Source organism: uncultured Erythrobacter sp. (genome assembly GCF_947502395.1).
Taxonomy (GTDB): Bacteria; Pseudomonadota; Alphaproteobacteria; order Sphingomonadales; family Sphingomonadaceae; genus Erythrobacter.
This window is the reverse complement of sequence record NZ_CANMZM010000001.1, coordinates 130,458-148,514: the sequence shown is the minus strand read 5'-3', so window position 1 is coordinate 148,514 and position 18,057 is coordinate 130,458. Positions and strand designations below refer to the sequence as shown.

The window sequence follows — 18,057 nt, the reverse complement described above, 5'->3', positions numbered from 1 at the left end:
CCGATCCGGTCTGCAGCAATTCGAATCTCTAGAAAGTTAATCAGAATCCGGCGATTTTGAAAGTTCAGTTAGGACTTCCAACGGCTCAATACGAATCAGCCCCATTGACGAGTATGACGTCAAATAAGCACCGATGGCACAGTCCCTTAAGCTGCGGAATCAATTCGCCCCATCGACATTCAACAACGTCGACAGATCCATCCAGTTATCCTCGCCAATGGGAGAGCCCGGCGGGACGCGAACGCTGCGCGGCTGGCTTTTGGCCAATTGCACCCGCTGTTCAGGATCGAGAAGTTGGCGCGAGAGACTCTGCGCCCACGCCCGCTCAGCTCCGCTCACACGGCGCTTGGCTAAGGTTTCACCGACTTCGATAAGCTTCTGATCAAGCGCTGCGGCGACCTCAGGGCTCGCATCGGGCCGCGTCGCAGTCTGCACCATGCTGAGGAGCGTGCGATAGGCGATACGGCGGCCCAATGCGTCATCAGTTGATGCCAACACCCCTTCGACGAGCACATTGAGCGTCTCCTCTAGCCCCAACGCAGCCGGATTGACCTCATGCTGGATCACAAGCCGAGCAAGACGGTGAGGGAATAACAAGCTCTGGACACTCGCTTGCGTCGTCACATCCGCCGCCACCAGCGGGTCGAACACCGGCCCGCCAGCAGTCGCAAAGATTTCAACATCATACTGCCGGTCGCGATTGCCATTCTGAGCCGCCGAAAGGAGTGGCAGCAGCCGATCAGGCACGCGCATGGCGTCCGGAGTAATCGTCATCAGGATCGCATCCAAAGCCGCGCGTTGGCGCTCTGGCGACACCGGCTGAGCTTCCTCGCGCCCTCCCCCGTTGAGTGCGTATTCAAACTCAAGACCGCCCACCTGCTTGGCAGCAGCCACCAGTTGGTAGCGGTGGAGGAGCCAAATCGGCACGAACCTGCGGCGCAGATTGGAAACAGGCTCCCCGGCGGAGAGTGCATTCAGACCAAATCCCTCGATTGCTGCCTTGCGCACTTCCATAAGTCGGTTGAGTTCATCGACCGGGTCCGTGCCATCATCCCACAGTCCACCCCATGGATAGGCCGTATCGCTCGCGCGTGCGTTATCGTCTTTGACATATCGATACCGCCGCACAGTTTGTGCGATTTCGTCTGTATCGGCATCACCGTAGAGCCAGCGCACGGTCGCAATGTCCCATGCGCCAATACCCTTGGCATAAGCGTCGGAGAGGTCCGGACGACCGTCCACCAACCCGATTCGGGGCGGAGGATAATCCATCACCGACGCGCGCTCCTGCGTGCTCGCGGCGAAATTGTGGCTGAAGCCAAGCGTGTGACCAACTTCGTGCGCGCCGAGCTGACGCAGGCGATCAAGCGCGACTTCAACCGGATCGTTCGGACTGCCAGAACCCAGTTGACTTGCGCCTACAAGGCCTTGAAAAATCTGAATGTCCTGTCTCGCTCGCAGCGAGCCGAGGACCACCATGCCTTTGATAATCTCGCCAGTTCGCGGGTCGACGATCTGTTGACCATAGGCCCAACCCCGCGTCGCCCGATCAACCCAATTGATCATATTGTAGCGTACATCCAACGGGTCTGCGCCTTCCGGCAGCATCTCCACCCGATAAGCATCGATAAAGCCGGCTGCATCAAACGCATCGCTCCACCAGCCAGCCCCTTCAAGGACGGCTGAGCGAATGGGCTCAGGCGTATTGCGATCGAGATAGAAGACAATGGGCTTCTTGACCCGCGAACGCTCAGCATCGGGATCCACCTTCTCCAACCGAAAGCGATTGGCCAGATCGTAGACCACGGGCTCTGCCAGCGATGCGGAATAGTCGACGATCTGTGTCGAAATACCACCCATTCTCGGGTCGAAGGGCAGAGGCACAAATCCCGGCTCGGGCATGCGAATAAAGCTGTGATGGACGCGGAATGTCACGGTGTTGGGGTCTGGAACGATGTTCGACACCTCAGCGCCCGGAGTTTTCGAAACGAAGGTCTGGATCGCATCAATTTCCAGATTGTCTGGAAAGATGCGCACCGATGATGGGTCCGCCAAACTCAATTTTTCATCGAGTTTGAAATCCTTACCTGCGATAGCTGTTTCTGCCTCTAGGCCAAAAGAGGCCTGACTCTGATTAAGCGAACCGGCGATCCCCAAGGCATCACGCACCAGAAATGGAGCGATGTCGATTACAACCCGACCATCTTCGAGCGTTTCAGCAATATCAGTGAGCCAGACTAGCGAAGTGCCAAAATCACTAGCCACTGCCCTTTGCTGCGCGGTGTCACCTCGGCTCGCCCGGAATCTTGGGTTTTCGAATTCAACCGCAATCTTCCCGCCAATCTGTCGGAATGCGATGGCTTGGGTGCTGCCTGTGCGGCCTCGATCGAGCGTCAATGGCGCAGACCCCAGACCAGTCCGCAAAGCCGTGCTGTAAAGAAGTCTAAGCGCAACCCCGTCCGCGTCAGGACGCGGCAGAGTGAGCATAATCTTGCCCTCTGTTGGATCGGTACTCACGGGGAATAGCCCCACTTCCCTCTGGGATGCTGGCACTTGCTGAAGGCCATCTTGCGCGCTTACCGGCAAAGCCGGAGAGGCGAACACTAGGCACAGCGCCACAAGGCGCAACATAGGCGATTTGATCATAAGCCCCCTTAAGAATGCAGCACGAACACCGGCGTGTTTCGCAGCAGCTACAATCTCGACCAAGCGTGCTAAAACCTCAAGCGGGAAAATTCTGCCATGTTTGTAGGTGCACTAAACACCGCTCAACAATCGCACTCCGACCACAAAGACCAAAGCAGCGGTTAGCCCACGTATCCACTTCACTGGAAGCACACGCACGGCCATTAGGCTGCCGAATTGGCCGCCCACGACCACCGCCAAAAGCAACGGCAAAGCCTCGACCATTGCGCCGCTGAACATGGCTGGGCCGTTCTTGGCAAGCTGTCCAGCAAGGCCAAAGCCCGAGTTCACGAGGATGAAGAGGCTTGCCGTTGCCGCGATTTCGCGCGCGCCCTTCCACCGAGTCAGGTGGAGAAGCGGTGCCAGAAATATGCCTCCCCCAATCCCCACCAGCCCCGCGAGAAAGCCGATAGGAGCCGCCGCAATGGGCATCGTTTTAGCCCATTTGGATTGGGCGTCCTGCCCTGCTTCTTCGCGCACCGGGATCAGCATGGTTAGCGCGGTAAGCACAAGGCTTGCGCCCAAAAGCGTCAAAAACGCTTCCCGCTCAATTGGGATCAATCCGCCAAAGAACGCCGCAGGAGCGGCAAGTACGGTCAGTAGCAGCGCGTCCTTCCACGGTGTGATCGCCGCTCTTGCGAACCTAACGCTCGCGGCTGCCACCACCACAATATTGCACGCCAAGGCGATCAGCGGCAGCACGCGGTGATCGGTCCCCGCTAATGCAAGGAGCGCCGCATAGGTCGAGCCGCCACCAAAGCCCACGCTTGCATAAAGCAGCGCAGTTAGAAAAAACCCGCCCGTCAGAAGCAGGATCAGCGGCACGCGCTAGCGGCCCTTATACAGCGCCCCTTATACAGCGGCACTTATACAGGGGCCGCTACCGGAGGAACGCCCGCCGCGCCGTGACAATGCTTGTATTTCTTGCCTGATCCGCACGGGCACAGTGCATTGCGGCTAAGGTTGAGATGCGCATAGGGGTTTTCGGTAACAGCACCGCCCGTGCCCGCTTCAGCACGGGTCGATGGTGCGAGTGAGCCGATCAGGTCGGGCCGGTCCGCCGAGCCATCGCCATCGTTCGAATTGTCGAGCCCGGTGAGCGGGTCGATATGGCTGGTTAGGAAATCAGGAAGGTCCGGGAGCGCCTGCGGCTCTGGTTCGGCAATCCGCAGCTCGGATTTGAGCAGCAGCTTTGTCACGTCTTCGCGCAGCGTGTCGAGCATGCTTTCAAACAGACCGAACGCCTCTTGCTTGTATTCATTGATCGGCTGCTTTTGTGCAACGCCGCGCATCCAGATCACTTGGCGCAGCGCGTCGAGCGTCGCGAGGTGCTCTTTCCAGTGGAAGTCGAGACGCTCGAGCAGGATCTGCTTTTCCACCATACGCCAGATCATCGGATCGTTCTTGGCAATCTTGGTGTCCATCATCTCATCGGTTTGTGCACGCAGGCGCTCCTCGATGATCTCCTGCTCAACTTCGTCCTCTTCGAGCCATTCATCGATCGGCGGCGTGATACCGAAGACATCCTCAAGCTTCTCCTTAAGGCCAGCGACATCCCACTGCTCTGGATAGGAACCAAGAGGACAGGCCGAGTAGATAATCGCACTCAGCGTGTCGTGGCGCATATCGACAACCACATCGTCAACTGTCTCTGACTCCATGATCTCACCGCGCTGCTCGTAAATGACCTTACGTTGGTCATTCATAACATCGTCGTATTGGACCACTTGCTTACGGGTATCGTAATTGCGGCCCTCAACCTTTTTCTGAGCGGTTTCAATGGCTTTGGAGAGCCACTTCGAGCCAATTGCCTCGCCATCTTCCAGGTTGGAGTTCATCATCTTGGCGAAGAGCGTGTCCGGGCCAAAGATGCGCAAAAGGTCATCTTCCAGGCACAGATAAAAGCGCGAAAGGCCCGGGTCACCCTGACGGCCCGAACGGCCGCGCAGCTGGTTGTCGATCCGGCGGCTTTCGTGGCGCTCCGTACCCAGCACGAAGAGACCGCCAGCTTCAAGCACCTTGGCCTTTTCCGCCGCAACCTCTTCCTTGATCTTGTCGATGGCCGCATCCTTAGCGGGGCCTGCTTCCATATCGCCGAGCTCATCATCGATCCGGAAATCGAGATTGCCGCCCAGTTGGATATCGGTGCCGCGACCTGCCATGTTGGTGGCGATCGTCACCGCGCCGATACGGCCTGCTTGCGCCACAATATGCGCCTCGCGCTCGTGCTGGCGCGCGTTCAGGACGGCGTGTTCAACACCCTCTTTATCGAGGAATTGGGAGAGAAGTTCGGACTTCTCAATCGAAACCGTACCTACAAGTATTGGCTGACCGATCTCGTTCTTCTCACGGATCGCCTTCGCAATCGCCTGGAACTTGTCCATCGTATTCTTGTAGAACTCGTCGTCTTCATCAATCCGCGCGACAGGAAGATTGGTTGGGATTTCAACAACATTGACCTTGTAGATGTCCCAGAATTCCGCCGCTTCGGTCGCAGCCGTACCGGTCATCCCGGCAAGTTTTGGATACATGCGAAAATAGTTCTGGAAGGTAATCGAGGCCATGGTCTGGTTTTCAGGCTCAATCTTGACGCCCTCCTTGGCCTCAACCGCCTGATGCAGACCATTTGACCAGCGCCGCCCGTCCATCATCCGGCCAGTGAACTCATCAATAATAACAACCTTATCGTCCTTCACGATGTAATGGTCATCGCGTTTGAACATGTGGACGGCTTTCAGAGCCTGGTCGAGGTGGTGCACAACCTGCGTATTCTCAACGTCGTAGAGGTTGTCGGTCTCGAGCAAGTCCTTTTCCATCAGGAGCTTTTCAACCTCATCAAGACCATCTTCATTCAGCTGAATGTTCTTGGTCTTTTCGTCCTTCTCATACCATTCTTCGGGAATCTCTTTCGCGACCTCATCGAGCTTCACATAGAGGTCGGACTTGTCCTCGGTCGGACCTGAGATAATCAAAGGCGTACGCGCCTCATCAATCAGGATCGAATCCACTTCATCGACAATTGCGTAGTTGAAAGGGCGCTGCACCATTTGGCTGCGCTCGTGCTTCATGTTGTCGCGCAAATAGTCGAAGCCGAATTCGTTATTTGTACCGTACGTGATGTCGGCATTGTACGCGTCACGCTTGTCAGCTTCCATCATATTGGGGACGATTACCCCGACGGTTAGACCAAGCCACGTGTAGAGCTGCCCCATCCACTCTGCATCGCGGCGGGCGAGGTAGTCGTTAACGGTGACAACGTGGACACCCTTGCCGTCAAGCGCGTTCAAATACACCGCAAGCGTCGCCATCAGGGTCTTGCCCTCACCCGTGCGCATCTCGGCGATCTCACCGCGCTGGAGCACGATGCCGCCGATCATCTGCACATCAAAGTGACGCATTCCAAATACGCGCTTTGATGCTTCCCGCACCGTGGCAAAAGCTTCGGGAAGGATATCGTCGAGTGCGGTGCCGCTGTCGAGCTGATCGCGGAATTTGGCGGTCTGCGCTTTCAAAGCCTCATCAGAGAGACCTTCGATTATGGCTTCCAACGCGTTGATCTTGTCAACCACCTTGCTGATTTTCTTGACATAGCGGTCATTGGAAGAGCCAAAGACAGATTTTACGATTGTATTGAACATTGGAAGACCTGAGCCTTTTGAATGATTTGCCTGATGCGTTTGGGCCTAGAAACCTGGCCCTTTCCGCGCATGAAAACATGAATTTTGGAGAACTCGCATCCGGACTTTGACCATCGATGCGAGAGAGAGAGAGAGGTAAAAGCTGGCCGAACGCTATTCGAGCGCGCGGTCGCTACCGATCACAACGGAAGCCGTCGTCGTATCGCTTAAACGGAGTTCGAAATCTGCCGACACCCGCACCGAGCCTTGCGATGTGCGCTGGCTCGATTGCACCGCAGCAGCGCTTTCCTGCGCTGTTACGCTATCATGCGCTCGAACCGTGATGCGTGCGTCCTGCACCATCGACTGGGGCACAGAAGCTTGGGCCGGCGCTTGCAGCGCAGCAATGCCGCTCAACAGGGCAAACAGGGCGATCAGATGATGACGCATAATTCGGTTCAAGGCAGATAGTGCTTTCAGGGCAATCCGTCCACCGTCTGAGTGATGTTACAGTGGTTAGAGAAAAACCTCCGTTGTGAGGTCTGGTGATCAACATGTGATTGCAACCCTCATCGCAGCTAATTACGGGATGCGCCCATGGAACTTGAGACCTCTCCCCTCGCCCAGCCGTTTCCTGACATGCCCGCGATTAACGGGGTGACCCTGCGCGTTGCTAAAGCACGTTACAAGGAATGGGACCGCTGTGATCTGACGTTTGTTGCGCTTGGTGAAGGCACCAGCGTTGCAGGCGTGTTCACTCAAAGCGCCTGCGCGTCGACAGAGGTTGAGCTGGGGCGTGTACAAGTAAAGTCGGGTTCGGCGCGAGCGCTGATCGTCAATGCTGGCAATTCGAACGCATTCACCGGCTATCGCGGGCGTGAAGCGGTGGAAGCAATTCAGGCGCAAGTCGCCGAAGAGCTTGGCTGCGAGGCGAACGATGTGTTCGTCTCATCAACGGGCGTCATCGGTGTGCCGCTCCCTAAGGATAAGGCCCGTGAGGGAGTGACCAGTGCGCTTACCGCGGAACCATGCGGTTGGGAGGATGCAGCCAGCGCCATCAACACCACCGACACCTTTAACAAGGGCGCGCACTCGTCAGCCATTGTTGGGGAAACTCGGGTTGAGTTATCCGGGATCATCAAAGGCTCAGGCATGATCGCACCCGATATGGCGACCATGCTGGGGTACATCTTCACCGACGCCAATGTGGAGCCAGCGTTCTTGCAAGAGCTCTTGAGCGCTGCCAACCTTCAAACCTTCTCTTGCATCACTGTCGATGGCGATACCTCGACCAGCGACACAGTGTTGGTGTTCGCAACGGGCAAAGCGGAGAATGCACAGATAACTGGTTGGGAAAGCCCCGGCGCAGATGCATTTGCGGCGGCGCTTAACGATGTGTGCCGCCAACTGGCTCAGCTTGTCGTGCGCGACGGCGAAGGGGCATCCAAGTTCATTACCGTTCGCGTATCGGGTGCGGTAAGCGATGACAGCGCACGCCGAGTGGGCCTCGCCATTGCCAATTCTCCGCTCGTCAAAACGGCTGTAGCGGGCGAAGATGCGAACTGGGGCCGTGTGGTGATGGCAGTTGGCAAAGCGGGGGAACCAGCGGATCGCGACAAGCTCTCAATCGCCTTCGGAGGCGTATGGGCCGCACGCGATGGATTGCCGGTTGAAGACTATGACGAAGCGCCTGTGACGCAGCACCTTAAAGGCCAAGAGATTGATTTGGCGGTTGAACTTGGAATGGGCACTGGATCGGCCAAGGTTTGGACCTGCGATCTCACCCACGGCTATATCTCGATCAACGCGGACTATAGGTCGTGACCAAATTCTCTCCTCTTGACGCTGAAATCCGCGATCTCCTGCGCTTTGCCGCCGAGCGCAGCATGTTGCCGCGTTTCCGCGCGCTCTCCGATGATGAGATCGAGATGAAGGGTGAGGACGACCCCGTCACCGTAGTCGATCGCGAGGTCGAAACCTTCTTGAGCGAGGCCCTTAACCGCCTTGCTCCCGATGTGTCGGTTGTGGGCGAGGAAGCGGTCGCGGGCGATGCAAGCGTTTTGGACAAGCTCTCCGACGCCTGCTGGATCATCGATCCGCTCGATGGGACGGCAAATTTCACCGAAGGCAAAGAGCCATTCGGGATCATTATTGCACTTGCGGACGCAGGAATGGCTGTTGCGGGGTGGCTCTACGACCCCAAAAAGGACCGCCTATGCCATGCGCGAAAGGGCGAAGGCGCATTTATCAATGGTGAAAAGGTGAGAGCCAGGACTACTGGACAAGCGCCGCCCATTGCGGCCATTGCGCGCGGTTTCCTGACTGAGAACGAACGCGCCGAGATGGATGCCAAGATCGCACCGCATTATGCCCTCGTGGACATACCGCGCTGCGCCGCCGAACAGTATCCGCGACTGGCGCTCGGCGAGAACGACATTTCGACCTTCCAACGCACTTTGCCTTGGGATCACGCAGCCGGAGCACTTTGGCTCAATGAGGCAGGTGGGAAAGTGGCTCGCTATGACGGCAGCGAATACCGGGTGGATGAGCCGAACCGCAAAGGCCTGTTGGGTGCATCCAGTCCAAATTTATGGGAAGCTTTTGCCAGGCGGATGAGTAACAGCTTAGGTTAGAGGCCCATCCCCAGCCCATCCCGCATGCGGGACGGGAGCGAGGCCTGGCAAGCCAAAGGCCGGCCTAGTCGCAGTGGGGTGGGTGTAGGTTGAAGCCTAAATCTCGCCTTCAATCCATTCTTTAAGTTGGCTTTTGGGAGCCGCACCCACTTTGCGGGCAATGGGCTCACCATTCTTGAAGAGCACCATCAAAGGTATGGACTGCACACCCATGTCCGCAGGCACGCCCGTGTTCTCCATGATGTCCATCTTGGCGATTGTAACGCTTTCGCCCAGCTCTTCGCTGATTTCCTCAAGCGCAGGCGCGATCATCTTACACGGACCACACCAATCGGCCCAAAAGTCGACAAGAACGGGCTTATCGCTATCGAGAACATCGCTCTGGAAGCTGGCATCGGTGACATTGACGGTGGCCATAATCTGGGCTCCTTATTTCTGGTTGTCCTTGAGGTAGGACGCATCGGCGCATCACTCAATATCCAGCGGCGCAAACTTATCCTGTGTGTGCCCCAAACTTCTTTTGTGTTCCTCCAGCATCACCTGAGGAATCTCAAATAGTGTCGGCGCATGGGTGTAGAGAATGGCGGCCCGGATTGTCTTATCTGGATAGATTGCCTGCAGAGCCGCAGCGTAGGCGGTCATTTGCTTGAGCGTCCCCTTTGGCACCGCATCAATGCTTATCGGAGGTCGCCGGGTTGTCTTGAAATCGACCACGGTCACTGCATCTGATGTCACCAACAAACGGTCAGCTGTACCGGCAATCACTAGGCCATTGACCTCAGCTGTCAGCGGCACTTCCGCAAGCGCTCCAGGTGAGAACAACTCCGAAAACTCTGGTGTTTCCAGCACACGTAGAGCGCTTGCGAGCATTTCGTCGCGCAACGATTGGGCGATGTCACCCGCGCGCCGTGCTAGCCAACTCTTCGCGGCATCTCGCCTTTTGTATGGTGAGACATCTGGCAGCCGTTCAAGCAGCGCATGGATCAAAGTGCCGCGCCGGGCAGCATCTTTCGCAAGCTCTGGTGCAAGCGGTGGGTCAGCCCCCTGCTCTTCACCGGCAGAACTGGGAGCCAGCGGACGTGGCGGCTTGGGCTCTGCGCCGATTGGCCTGTTCAACCAAGCCGGTGGAGAGGCCGATTCCTCACCGCTCTGCGCTTCATCAACAGAAGTGAGCGGATCCGCACGAACGCCCCACTCGCGCCGCGCGCCCCAGATGCCATCCGAATCTGTTGGCCCGTCAAAAAGGGGCTCAAGCCGCGCGTACCAGCTGTCTTCGTGCGCCCCCTTCTCCGCGCGTCTTGGTCCCAACGAGCCGCCGATAAACAGCGCTTCCTCCGCCCGGGTCATTGCCACATAAAGAAGCCGCCAGTGCTCCTGCATCGCGGCGCTTTCGGATTGCTCTTGCGCTTCTTCGACGGGGCCAACCCGTTCGTCTTTCGCCAGAGCAGGTAGTGGGACTTCTCGCGCAAGCTCGCCCCCTGAACCAAGCGGATCATCAGCCAGCGCAAGGTCACCACTCGTACCGGGGTCTCCGGTCGCATCGGCCAGGATAACAATCGGTGCTTGCAAACCCTTTGAACCGTGGACGGTCATCACCCGAACCTGACCCCATGCATCATCGGCATCGCGCTTAAGATCCGTGGTCCCCGCATCGAACCATTCGATAAAGCCAGCAAGGCTCGGCGTATGCGCACTTTGATAGGCGAAGGCGGCGTTGAGCAGTTCATCGATTGGATCGTTGGCTTCGCGGCCCAGCCTTGCGACGAGCTTCCTTCGACCGCCCCATGACCCGGTCAGCAGCCATGCGATCAATGCCTGAGGTGTCTCAAAATCAGCGCGGGCAAGCAGTGTCCTAAGCCTGTCGGCAGTCTCCACCACACCAGGAGCATCATGCTTGCGCAGGTGATCCCACAAACGCTTGCCCGGCGCGCGCGGGACATATTCGAGCAACTCTTCTTGCGTCCACCCGATAAGAGGCGAGACCAGCAGGTTGGCGAGAGAGAGATCATCGAGCGGCTGCGAAGCAAAGCGTAAGGCAGCCATCAAATCCTTGACCGCCAGGGGTTCGCCAAGCCTCAATCGGTCAACACCTGCGACCGCAACGCCTTTGGAATGAAGCTTGGCGACTATCTGCCGAGCCAGGTCTTTGCGCTTCCGCACCAGAACCATGACATCACCCGCGCGCGCATGGCGGCGTTCGCCTTTTTCGAGCACAAATGACTCTTCATCGGTGACCCAGCGTCGGACCTGTTCGGCGATTTTCTCCGCCATCTGCGTGTCGTGCGCGGGAAGCCAATCCTGCTCGCGTTCTTCGTCATCAGCGGCTTCCTCGGTGCCCGTAACTGGGTTCCATAAGGTCACCAATCCTGCACGGTCATCCCCAACATGCGGCTCGGATGGTTTTGCAAGGCCGAATTCGCCGTGCCCAATCGCATCCATCGTCCGATTGACAAAATCGAGGATCGGCAGAGCTGTCCTGAAGGATCGTCCAAGGTCGAGATCATTCCACGTAGGCAAAAACCGCTCGTCGCGCATCTCATGGGCATTGGCGCGGGCAGCATCAATGCGGGCCTTAACCTTGGCCTTGGCGCGTTCGAAATTCTCCGGGCTTGTGCCCTGGAATCCGAAGATCGCCTGCTTGTAGTCGCCCACGGTAAAGATCGTACGGACCTTGTCGCCCCGTGCCCCTTCGCCCGAAAAGAAGTCATCGATCAGCGCGAAGACAATATCCCACTGGGACGCATTGGTATCCTGTGCCTCATCGATCAGGATATGGTCAAAACTGCGATCAAGCTTGTAGCGGATCCAGGCCGATGCATCCGAATTGCCTAGCAATGCGGCTGCGCGCCGGATCAGATCGTCGAAATCAAGATAGCCCTCACGTGCCTTTGCCTCTTCCCAGTGCAACGCGAAATTACGCCCCATTTCCAGCGCGCTGGTCAGGAAGCTTGCCAGGTTGAGAAGCGCAAGGCGTTCCTGATAAAGATCAACCGCCGCCGCGATTTCCTCAAGCCTCTGCGGCAATTGCGGATCGCTCTTGGCAGGCTTCGCCATCTGGCGCGGCGTGCCCTTCTTGGTGAGGGCCGTCTCGTTAAAGCGATGGACCTGCGTCCCCCGCTCATCCGGACTCAGTGCCAGCCATATCGGGTAGAACTCTGCGCAGGCATCGCCCCCCTTTGTGCCCCATTGCTGCATCAAGGGCAGCATTGCGGACAACTGGTGATCGGGGAAGGTATCAGGGTGCAGCACACCATTCGCCCAACTCTCGTCCGCATCACTGGGAATGCCCAATAGGGTTTTGACACGGGATCCCATTGGGCTCTGCCACGCAGTTGCCCCCTGCCACATGTCCGACGCAGAGGCGCAGCGCATCAGCCATCGTCGAAGACCATCTGGTTCTTTGGTCTTGGCAAATTCAGCGACGGCCTGATTGAATGCGGGATCGCCTTCGCCCAGCAATTCGGCGAGGACCTCACGCGCCAAGAGTTCGCGCTCGCGATCTTCCATTGGGCGAGCCCCGGGTGGAAGATCAGCCTCTTCGGGAAAGTTTGCGAGCAACCATTGTGAAAAAGCGTGGATCGTATCGATCCTCAGGCCTCCACCCGGACAATCGAGCACGCTTGCGAAAAGGGTCCGTGCATGGGTCTGGGTCGCCGGATCAAACTTTGCACCCAAAAACTTGAGTTCCTTGCCCAAGGTCCCTGCATCCAGCCTCACCCAGCGCGCGAGCACAGAGTTGATCCTTGTCGCCATCTCAGCCGCACCCGCTTTGGTGAAGGTCAGGCAGAGGATCTGCGAGGGGTCGACACCGGGCGTAAGCAGTAAGCGAAGCACCCGCGCAGACAGCACTTGTGTCTTGCCCGTGCCTGCCGAAGCCGAGAGCCAGACATTGTCGCGCGGATTGGCTGCGTCGAGCTGATTGTCCTGAAGAGGGTAAACCGCGCCGCTCACTCCGTGCCCTCCCCACCTGGCTCGCTTAGGCGCACGATCCACTCTTCCAGACGCATCAGCTGGTCAAAGTCAGAATAGCCGGGATAGTCCGGGTTTTCCTTGGCGGTGAAGGGGTGGTTGCCAAGGATGTATTTGCTGATTGCCTCATGCAAATAGCGCTCATGTTCGGGCAGGAAATCGTCAAACCCCAAACCCTTATGCCGACTGCTGGTGTTATAAGGGGTGTCTACAAAGCCAAACTCACCAGCTTTCTTGCTTAAAGACCAGTATTCAAACTTGCTCGTATCTCCTGATAGTTGCCCATCCGCAAACGCCCCATCGCGCGCAATCAGCCCGAGCAATCCCATTTGCAGGGCATAGCCGGATTTGACCTGCTCGCGTGTGGATGGCCTTCCTGTCTTGTAGTCGACAATCGCAAAGCTGCCATCGGTTAACCGGTCGACCCGATCGGCTCTTCCGCGCACTTTCACGCCTTTGAACATCATCGCGCCATTGGCTTCGGTTGCGACCACTTCGCGGCCCTCTGCAGCGGCCTCGTCAACCCAAGCCTCGAAGCGCTCCATCGCGGCGATAAGGCGCGGCTGCCACAACCCCTTAAACAGCGGATGGACTTGTGCTTCGGTGAATTTTGCCTCGGCAAACTCTCCGATTTTGGTAGTCGGATTGGTCACGCGGGCACGGTGCCAGCTGTCAAGGATATCGTGCACCAAAGTCCCACGCAGCGCCGGATCACTGAAAGGATCAGCCGCCAAGGGTTCAAGCTTGCGAAGCCCCAAAATCTCAGCGGCATAGAATTGATACGGATCACCCAACAGACGATCGAGCGCGGTCACTTTGATGTCGACACGGCGTTGTTTGGCGCTTGGGCATGGCATCGGGCGTGGATATTCGGCCGCAGGGGGCGGCGCGCGTTCGAGCTGCGCCAGAAGCGCTGGCATCCTCATCTCGCGCGCTTCTTCTGCGAGTTCGCCCAAAAGCGCCTCTACCCGCAACAGGAAGCGTGAGGGCAAGGTGGGCCCCTCTGCATCGCGTTGAGAACGGCTGAGCACCACTTCGGGGGCGCCAAGCGCTCCAGCCAAATCATGAGCGGCAAGGCCAATTCGGAACTCGGCCCCAGGCACACCCATGGCTCGCAATACGCCCGGTGCGAGTAAAGCATCGGAACCCGGCGTCTGAGGCCAACTGCCTTCATTCAAGCCGCCGCAAATCACCAAGTCCGCGCGGGCAAGCCGCGACTCCAGCAGTCCGTAGATCGCTACACGCGGATGCCCACCATAGGGTGGACGCACGGCGATCTCGTCCATCGCATCACGCAAAACACCCGCCAAATCGGACGGTGCGACATTAGTGCCGAGCGCGCGGGCATGAAGCCGCACATCTTCCACCATGGACGAAAGCGTTCGGCCATCTTCACGCGACCAAAGCGCCTCACCGGCCAGTGCTTCCCCGGTCAAAGCCAACCGATCAAGCGCATCCGCGAGGGTCAGCTCCTCTGGCAAATCCAAAAGAGGGGCGAGCTTCTCTTCCACCTCTTCCCACCATTCGCCAACTTCCGCCTTGCGCGCGATCTGGCGCAGGGGTTCGAGACCTGGGGCTGGCGATGGGCCACGCAATTGGCGATCAAACCGGCGTAAGCTTTGGAGCCATTCGCGCCGCGCGTCGGTATCATCGCGCAGCACCAGAGGATGAGCAAGCGCAGCCACCAATTGCGCAGGGCCCAGTCCATGGGTGACGAGATCGGCAAGCAGACCCATCATACGCCCCGCTGGTGTGAGCGAAAGCGCCCGGCCTGCTGAATCATCTGCCTCAATATTCCAGCGCTGCAGATTTTGCGCAATTCGTCGCGCAAGCGAACGATCCGCGCTCACCACGGCAACGCGTTTTTCAGGTGTCTCAAGCGCCTCTCGCACCAGCAATGCAATGCTCTGTGCTTCGTCTTCAGCAGTGGCGTTGGTCATCAGGCGCACATCTTTGAGGCGACGCTTGTCTGGCCCAAGGTTCACCCAAGACTGGCTTGCCTTGGGAGGCAGGAATAGCGAACTGATCGCATGGGTTCGCGCTGGCTCGCTCGCTCCCATACCCGACCGATGCCATGGACGCACCTCAACGCGCGCAACACCCATCCGCTCAAGCAGCAGCTTCAAATGGTATTGCGGGTGCGTGAGCATATCATTGGAGGCGAATACCTCGCCACCCGGCTCCGACGCCGCCCCAGCCCGGCCCAGTTCTCCCCAAGCCTCCTCAGAAAGCGAGAGATCAAGATCGGGCAGAATCACCGCGCCATTGGGAAGGTCAGCCACCGCCCGCAGCATCCGTGCCAAGGCGGGCGATGCACTGGTGACGCCAGCAGCCACAATCGGCGTTGCCGGAGGCTCGGCCTTCCACCGCTGGGTGGCTCGGTCGAACAACTGATTGCGCCGTGTCGCGGCATCGACCTCGCCGGCTTCCTTGAGCCGGACCCGCCAACGTTCCTGAACCCGCGCGAAGAGCCGAAGCGAGCGCTTCCAGTGCTCGGAAAGGTCGCCCAGCATATCGAGAATCGGTTCGCTCAGCAGGTCTTCAGGCGACTTCTCTTCGACCAGCAATCGGTCCATCGTGCGCGCTAACTCGCGCGCCATCCTCAACCGCGCGGCACCCGGAATCGGTGGATCGCCCTGCTCTGCCCGCTCAATTTCAATCAGGTCGGCCAGCTCCAGCCAACGCCGTGTCGGCTCTGTCGCAGGCAGGATAGCGCTCGCACCCAAGGGATCGAGCAGCGGGCCCAAAGCTTCATCGAGATCGAGATCACCGATAGCCACCATGCGCGGCATTAGGAGGCCCGCCTGCCCGGACTCACCTGCATGGCGCACGAACGCTTCAGAAATCGTCCGCGCAGTCCTTGAGCTGGGCACCAATAGGGTCAGGCGGGCAAGTCCGAGCCCCTCTTCGGAGTAGCGCGGGGCGAGCCCGGCGACGAGTGCATCGGCAAAGCCACGGTGCGCAGCGATGGAGTAGATGTGTGGGCCGCCCGCCTGAGCCACGCTCGCGCTAACCTCGCCTCAGCGCGTCTTCGGTGGGTGCAATCGCGTCCGGCGTCCCAACTTCGTACCACATCCCGGTGAAGGACAGACCGTACAGCCGCCCTTCCTCCATCGCACGGTTCCACAGGATATTGGTTGAGAATCTACCTTCCGGAGCATCGCGCAGGAGGCGTTTGGAAACCAATTGAATGCCAGTGTAGATAAAGGGAGCGATCCGGCCTGAGGAGCGGCGCTTAAGACGGCCAAGCGGGTCCATATGGAAGTCGCCTTTTCCAGAAAAATTTTCGGCGCGGGCATGGCTCACTAGCAGCAGCAGCGCGTCCATCTCATCCGGGTTCCAGCGCGCGGAAAGATCGTGAAAAGCGCTACGCGGGCCATCGAGCCAGATGTTGTCTGCGTTAAGGCAAAAGAACGGGTCCGGCAGAGAGTGTTGCGCCTTGATCAGGCCCCCGCCGGTTTCCAACAGAGCATCGCGCTCATCCGAGATGACGACGCTCGGAGTCTTTCGCTCCAGAACATGTGCTTCGAGTGCATCGGCGAGATAATGGACATTGACAACAGCTCGCTGGACACCGCCGTCGGCGAGACGATCCAACGCGTGGTCGATCAAGGGTTTCCCAGCAACCCTGACCATTGGTTTTGGCATCGCAGCGGTTAGCGGGCGCATGCGTTTGCCCATCCCAGCCGCCATTACCATGGCGGTGTCGCTGGCAATCTTGCTCACGAAATCGTGCCCCCGCCTGATCGGCGCAGGTCATCCGGAATGTTTGCGGCGAACCAATCGGCAACCGGCTTTAAGCCAGAATGCGCCAGATCGCGCTCCATTGCCGCCCAGACTCGCGGGATCATTGCAAGGTATCTGGTTTTCCCATCGCGCCTGAAAAGGCGGGTAAAGATGCCGACGATCTTGGCGTTTCGCTGTGCCCCGAGGCGAGCGTAGTCTGCGCGGAATTCTTCATCCGCAGCGGTTGCATCAATGTATCGAGCGAGCATTGCCTCTTCGAGTTCGAGCGACACATCGCGGCGCGCATCTTGAAGGAGCGAAACAAGATCGTAAGCCGGGTGGCCCACCAGCGCATCCTGGAAGTCGATCAGGCCCTGAGGCGCACTCGGCCTGCTCCCCAGAAGCATAATGTTCTCAGCGTGATAATCACGAAGGACCGTAACGGGCTGTGATTGTCGCTCGACCAATGGCGAGAGCGCCTTTTGCCAAGCCACTTCATAGCCCGCCACATCGACATCCAGTGATTGCGCCGGGCAATACCACTCGGTGAACAAAGCCACTTCGCGCAGATATGCCTGCATATCGTATGGTGAAAACGGGCCAGCTGGACACTGATGCAGCGCAACAAGCGCATCGATCGCCGCTTCATAAGCGGTCAACTCATCCTGCGGATTGTCATCGAGCCACTCGCGCATCCGGTCATTGCCGAAATCCTCGATCAGCACCCATCCTGCAGGCTGGTCGGTCGCAAGGATTTTGGGCGCACGCATACTCTGCTCGCAAAGCCATGCGCCGACGCGCAAGAACTCACTTGGGTCTTCCTCAGGCGGCGGAGCATGCATCAGCATCGCGGTGCTGCCATCCGCCCGCCTCAACCGGAAATACCGCCGAAAAGAAGCATCGCCCGGTATCGGTTCAATCGCTGCCTCGCCCCAGCCAGCGCTTTCGATAAATGCGTGAAGTCCCTGCGGAAGATCGCTCATGGAGTACGCCCTACCCAATCCGCGCCCGGTTTTACAGTCGCAAGGCGGCCTTCTTCTGCGGTTTCCAACACAATCGTGAGACATCCCGCTTCATGCGCAAAGCCGCCGGCGTGATCCGGCCATTCAGCGATCAGCACAGCGCCCTCGCGGTAGTCATCAAGACCCAATTCGATCACTTCTGATGATTCTTCCAAGCGATAGAAATCCGCATGCGCGACTGGGACACGAAGCGGCGGCGCATTGTATGTTTCGATAATAGTGAAAGTGGGCGATGGCACCTCGCCCTCGTGCCCCAAGGCACCAAGGATGGCACGCGCCAAAGTGGTCTTGCCAGCTCCCAAGCCGCCTTCGAGCGCGATCACGTCGCCGGGTTGCACAAACTCTGCAATTGTTGCGCCCCACGCCGCCATGGCCTCCAGATCGGGCAGCTTGCGTTTCAAATTC

At 58.4% G+C, this 18,057-nt stretch carries 12 protein-coding genes; 2 read left to right on the top strand and 10 right to left on the bottom strand.

Features of this window, described 5'->3' with window-relative positions:
• Nucleotides 1-159: 159 nt before the first annotated feature.
• From Q0778_RS00695 to Q0778_RS00680, 4 genes are all read right to left on the bottom strand, one after another.
• Nucleotides 160-2,646, bottom strand: a complete 2,487-nt coding sequence (locus Q0778_RS00695; RefSeq protein ID WP_298333299.1) for a zinc-dependent metalloprotease — start codon at nucleotides 2,644-2,646, stop codon at nucleotides 160-162.
• Between the two features lie 111 nt (nucleotides 2,647-2,757).
• Nucleotides 2,758-3,510, bottom strand: a complete 753-nt coding sequence (locus Q0778_RS00690) for a sulfite exporter TauE/SafE family protein (RefSeq protein ID WP_366519507.1) — start codon at nucleotides 3,508-3,510, stop codon at nucleotides 2,758-2,760.
• A gap of 41 nt (nucleotides 3,511-3,551) precedes the next feature.
• Nucleotides 3,552-6,323, bottom strand: a complete 2,772-nt coding sequence (gene secA, locus Q0778_RS00685; RefSeq protein ID WP_298333297.1) for a preprotein translocase subunit SecA — start codon at nucleotides 6,321-6,323, stop codon at nucleotides 3,552-3,554.
• Between the two features lie 153 nt (nucleotides 6,324-6,476).
• A complete protein-coding gene (locus Q0778_RS00680; protein WP_298333295.1) occupies nucleotides 6,477-6,752 on the bottom strand; it encodes a hypothetical protein in 276 nt (91 codons plus the stop codon).
• A gap of 147 nt (nucleotides 6,753-6,899) precedes the next feature.
• Between Q0778_RS00680 and argJ the strand changes: the two genes are divergently transcribed.
• Both argJ and Q0778_RS00670 read left to right on the top strand, forming a co-directional pair.
• Nucleotides 6,900-8,126, top strand: a complete 1,227-nt coding sequence (gene argJ / locus Q0778_RS00675; RefSeq protein ID WP_298333293.1) for a bifunctional glutamate N-acetyltransferase/amino-acid acetyltransferase ArgJ — start codon at nucleotides 6,900-6,902, stop codon at nucleotides 8,124-8,126.
• The gene (locus Q0778_RS00670; RefSeq protein ID WP_298302964.1) at nucleotides 8,123-8,935 is read left to right on the top strand and encodes an inositol monophosphatase family protein; all 813 of its coding nucleotides are present in this window, start codon (nucleotides 8,123-8,125) and stop codon (nucleotides 8,933-8,935) included. The genes argJ and Q0778_RS00670 overlap by 4 nt, the downstream gene beginning before the upstream one ends.
• A 96-nt stretch (nucleotides 8,936-9,031) precedes the next feature.
• On the opposite strand, the gene trxA is transcribed toward Q0778_RS00670, so the two are convergent.
• The 6 genes from trxA to tsaE are packed head-to-tail and all read right to left on the bottom strand — an operon-like array spanning nucleotide 9,032 to nucleotide 18,053.
• Nucleotides 9,032-9,352 (bottom strand): thioredoxin, encoded by a 321-nt coding sequence (gene trxA / locus Q0778_RS00665; RefSeq protein ID WP_298302960.1) that lies wholly within the window; start codon nucleotides 9,350-9,352, stop codon nucleotides 9,032-9,034.
• A gap of 51 nt (nucleotides 9,353-9,403) precedes the next feature.
• On the bottom strand, nucleotides 9,404-12,886 hold the full coding sequence (gene addA, locus Q0778_RS00660) for a double-strand break repair helicase AddA (RefSeq protein WP_298333291.1): 3,483 nt from the start codon (nucleotides 12,884-12,886) through the stop codon (nucleotides 9,404-9,406).
• Entirely contained in the window at nucleotides 12,883-15,906 is a 3,024-nt protein-coding gene (locus Q0778_RS00655) for a PD-(D/E)XK nuclease family protein (RefSeq protein ID WP_298333289.1), read from the bottom strand. The genes addA and Q0778_RS00655 overlap by 4 nt, the downstream gene beginning before the upstream one ends.
• A 7-nt stretch (nucleotides 15,907-15,913) precedes the next feature.
• Complete coding sequence (locus tag Q0778_RS00650; protein WP_298302949.1) at nucleotides 15,914-16,630, bottom strand: nucleotidyltransferase family protein; 717 nt, start codon at nucleotides 16,628-16,630, stop codon at nucleotides 15,914-15,916.
• Complete coding sequence (locus Q0778_RS00645; RefSeq protein WP_298333287.1) at nucleotides 16,627-17,613, bottom strand: phosphotransferase; 987 nt, start codon at nucleotides 17,611-17,613, stop codon at nucleotides 16,627-16,629. Before Q0778_RS00645 ends, Q0778_RS00650 begins: the two co-directional genes overlap by 4 nt.
• Complete coding sequence (gene tsaE, locus Q0778_RS00640) at nucleotides 17,610-18,053, bottom strand: tRNA (adenosine(37)-N6)-threonylcarbamoyltransferase complex ATPase subunit type 1 TsaE (RefSeq protein WP_298303392.1); 444 nt, start codon at nucleotides 18,051-18,053, stop codon at nucleotides 17,610-17,612. Before tsaE ends, Q0778_RS00645 begins: the two co-directional genes overlap by 4 nt.
• Nucleotides 18,054-18,057: the final 4 nt, after the last annotated feature.

Excerpts from the sequence above, each read along its gene's own strand:
- Q0778_RS00695 (WP_298333299.1), bottom strand. The coding sequence starts at position 2,646 with ATGATCAAATCGCCTATGTTGCGCCTTGTGGCGCTGTGCCTAGTGTTC.
- Q0778_RS00680 (WP_298333295.1), bottom strand. The coding sequence starts at position 6,752 with ATGCGTCATCATCTGATCGCCCTGTTTGCCCTGTTGAGCGGCATTGCT.
- argJ (WP_298333293.1), top strand. The coding sequence starts at position 6,900 with ATGGAACTTGAGACCTCTCCCCTCGCCCAGCCGTTTCCTGACATGCCC.
- trxA (WP_298302960.1), bottom strand. The coding sequence starts at position 9,352 with ATGGCCACCGTCAATGTCACCGATGCCAGCTTCCAGAGCGATGTTCTC.
- secA (WP_298333297.1), bottom strand. The coding sequence starts at position 6,323 with ATGTTCAATACAATCGTAAAATCTGTCTTTGGCTCTTCCAATGACCGC.
- Q0778_RS00645 (WP_298333287.1), bottom strand. The coding sequence starts at position 17,613 with ATGAGCGATCTTCCGCAGGGACTTCACGCATTTATCGAAAGCGCTGGC.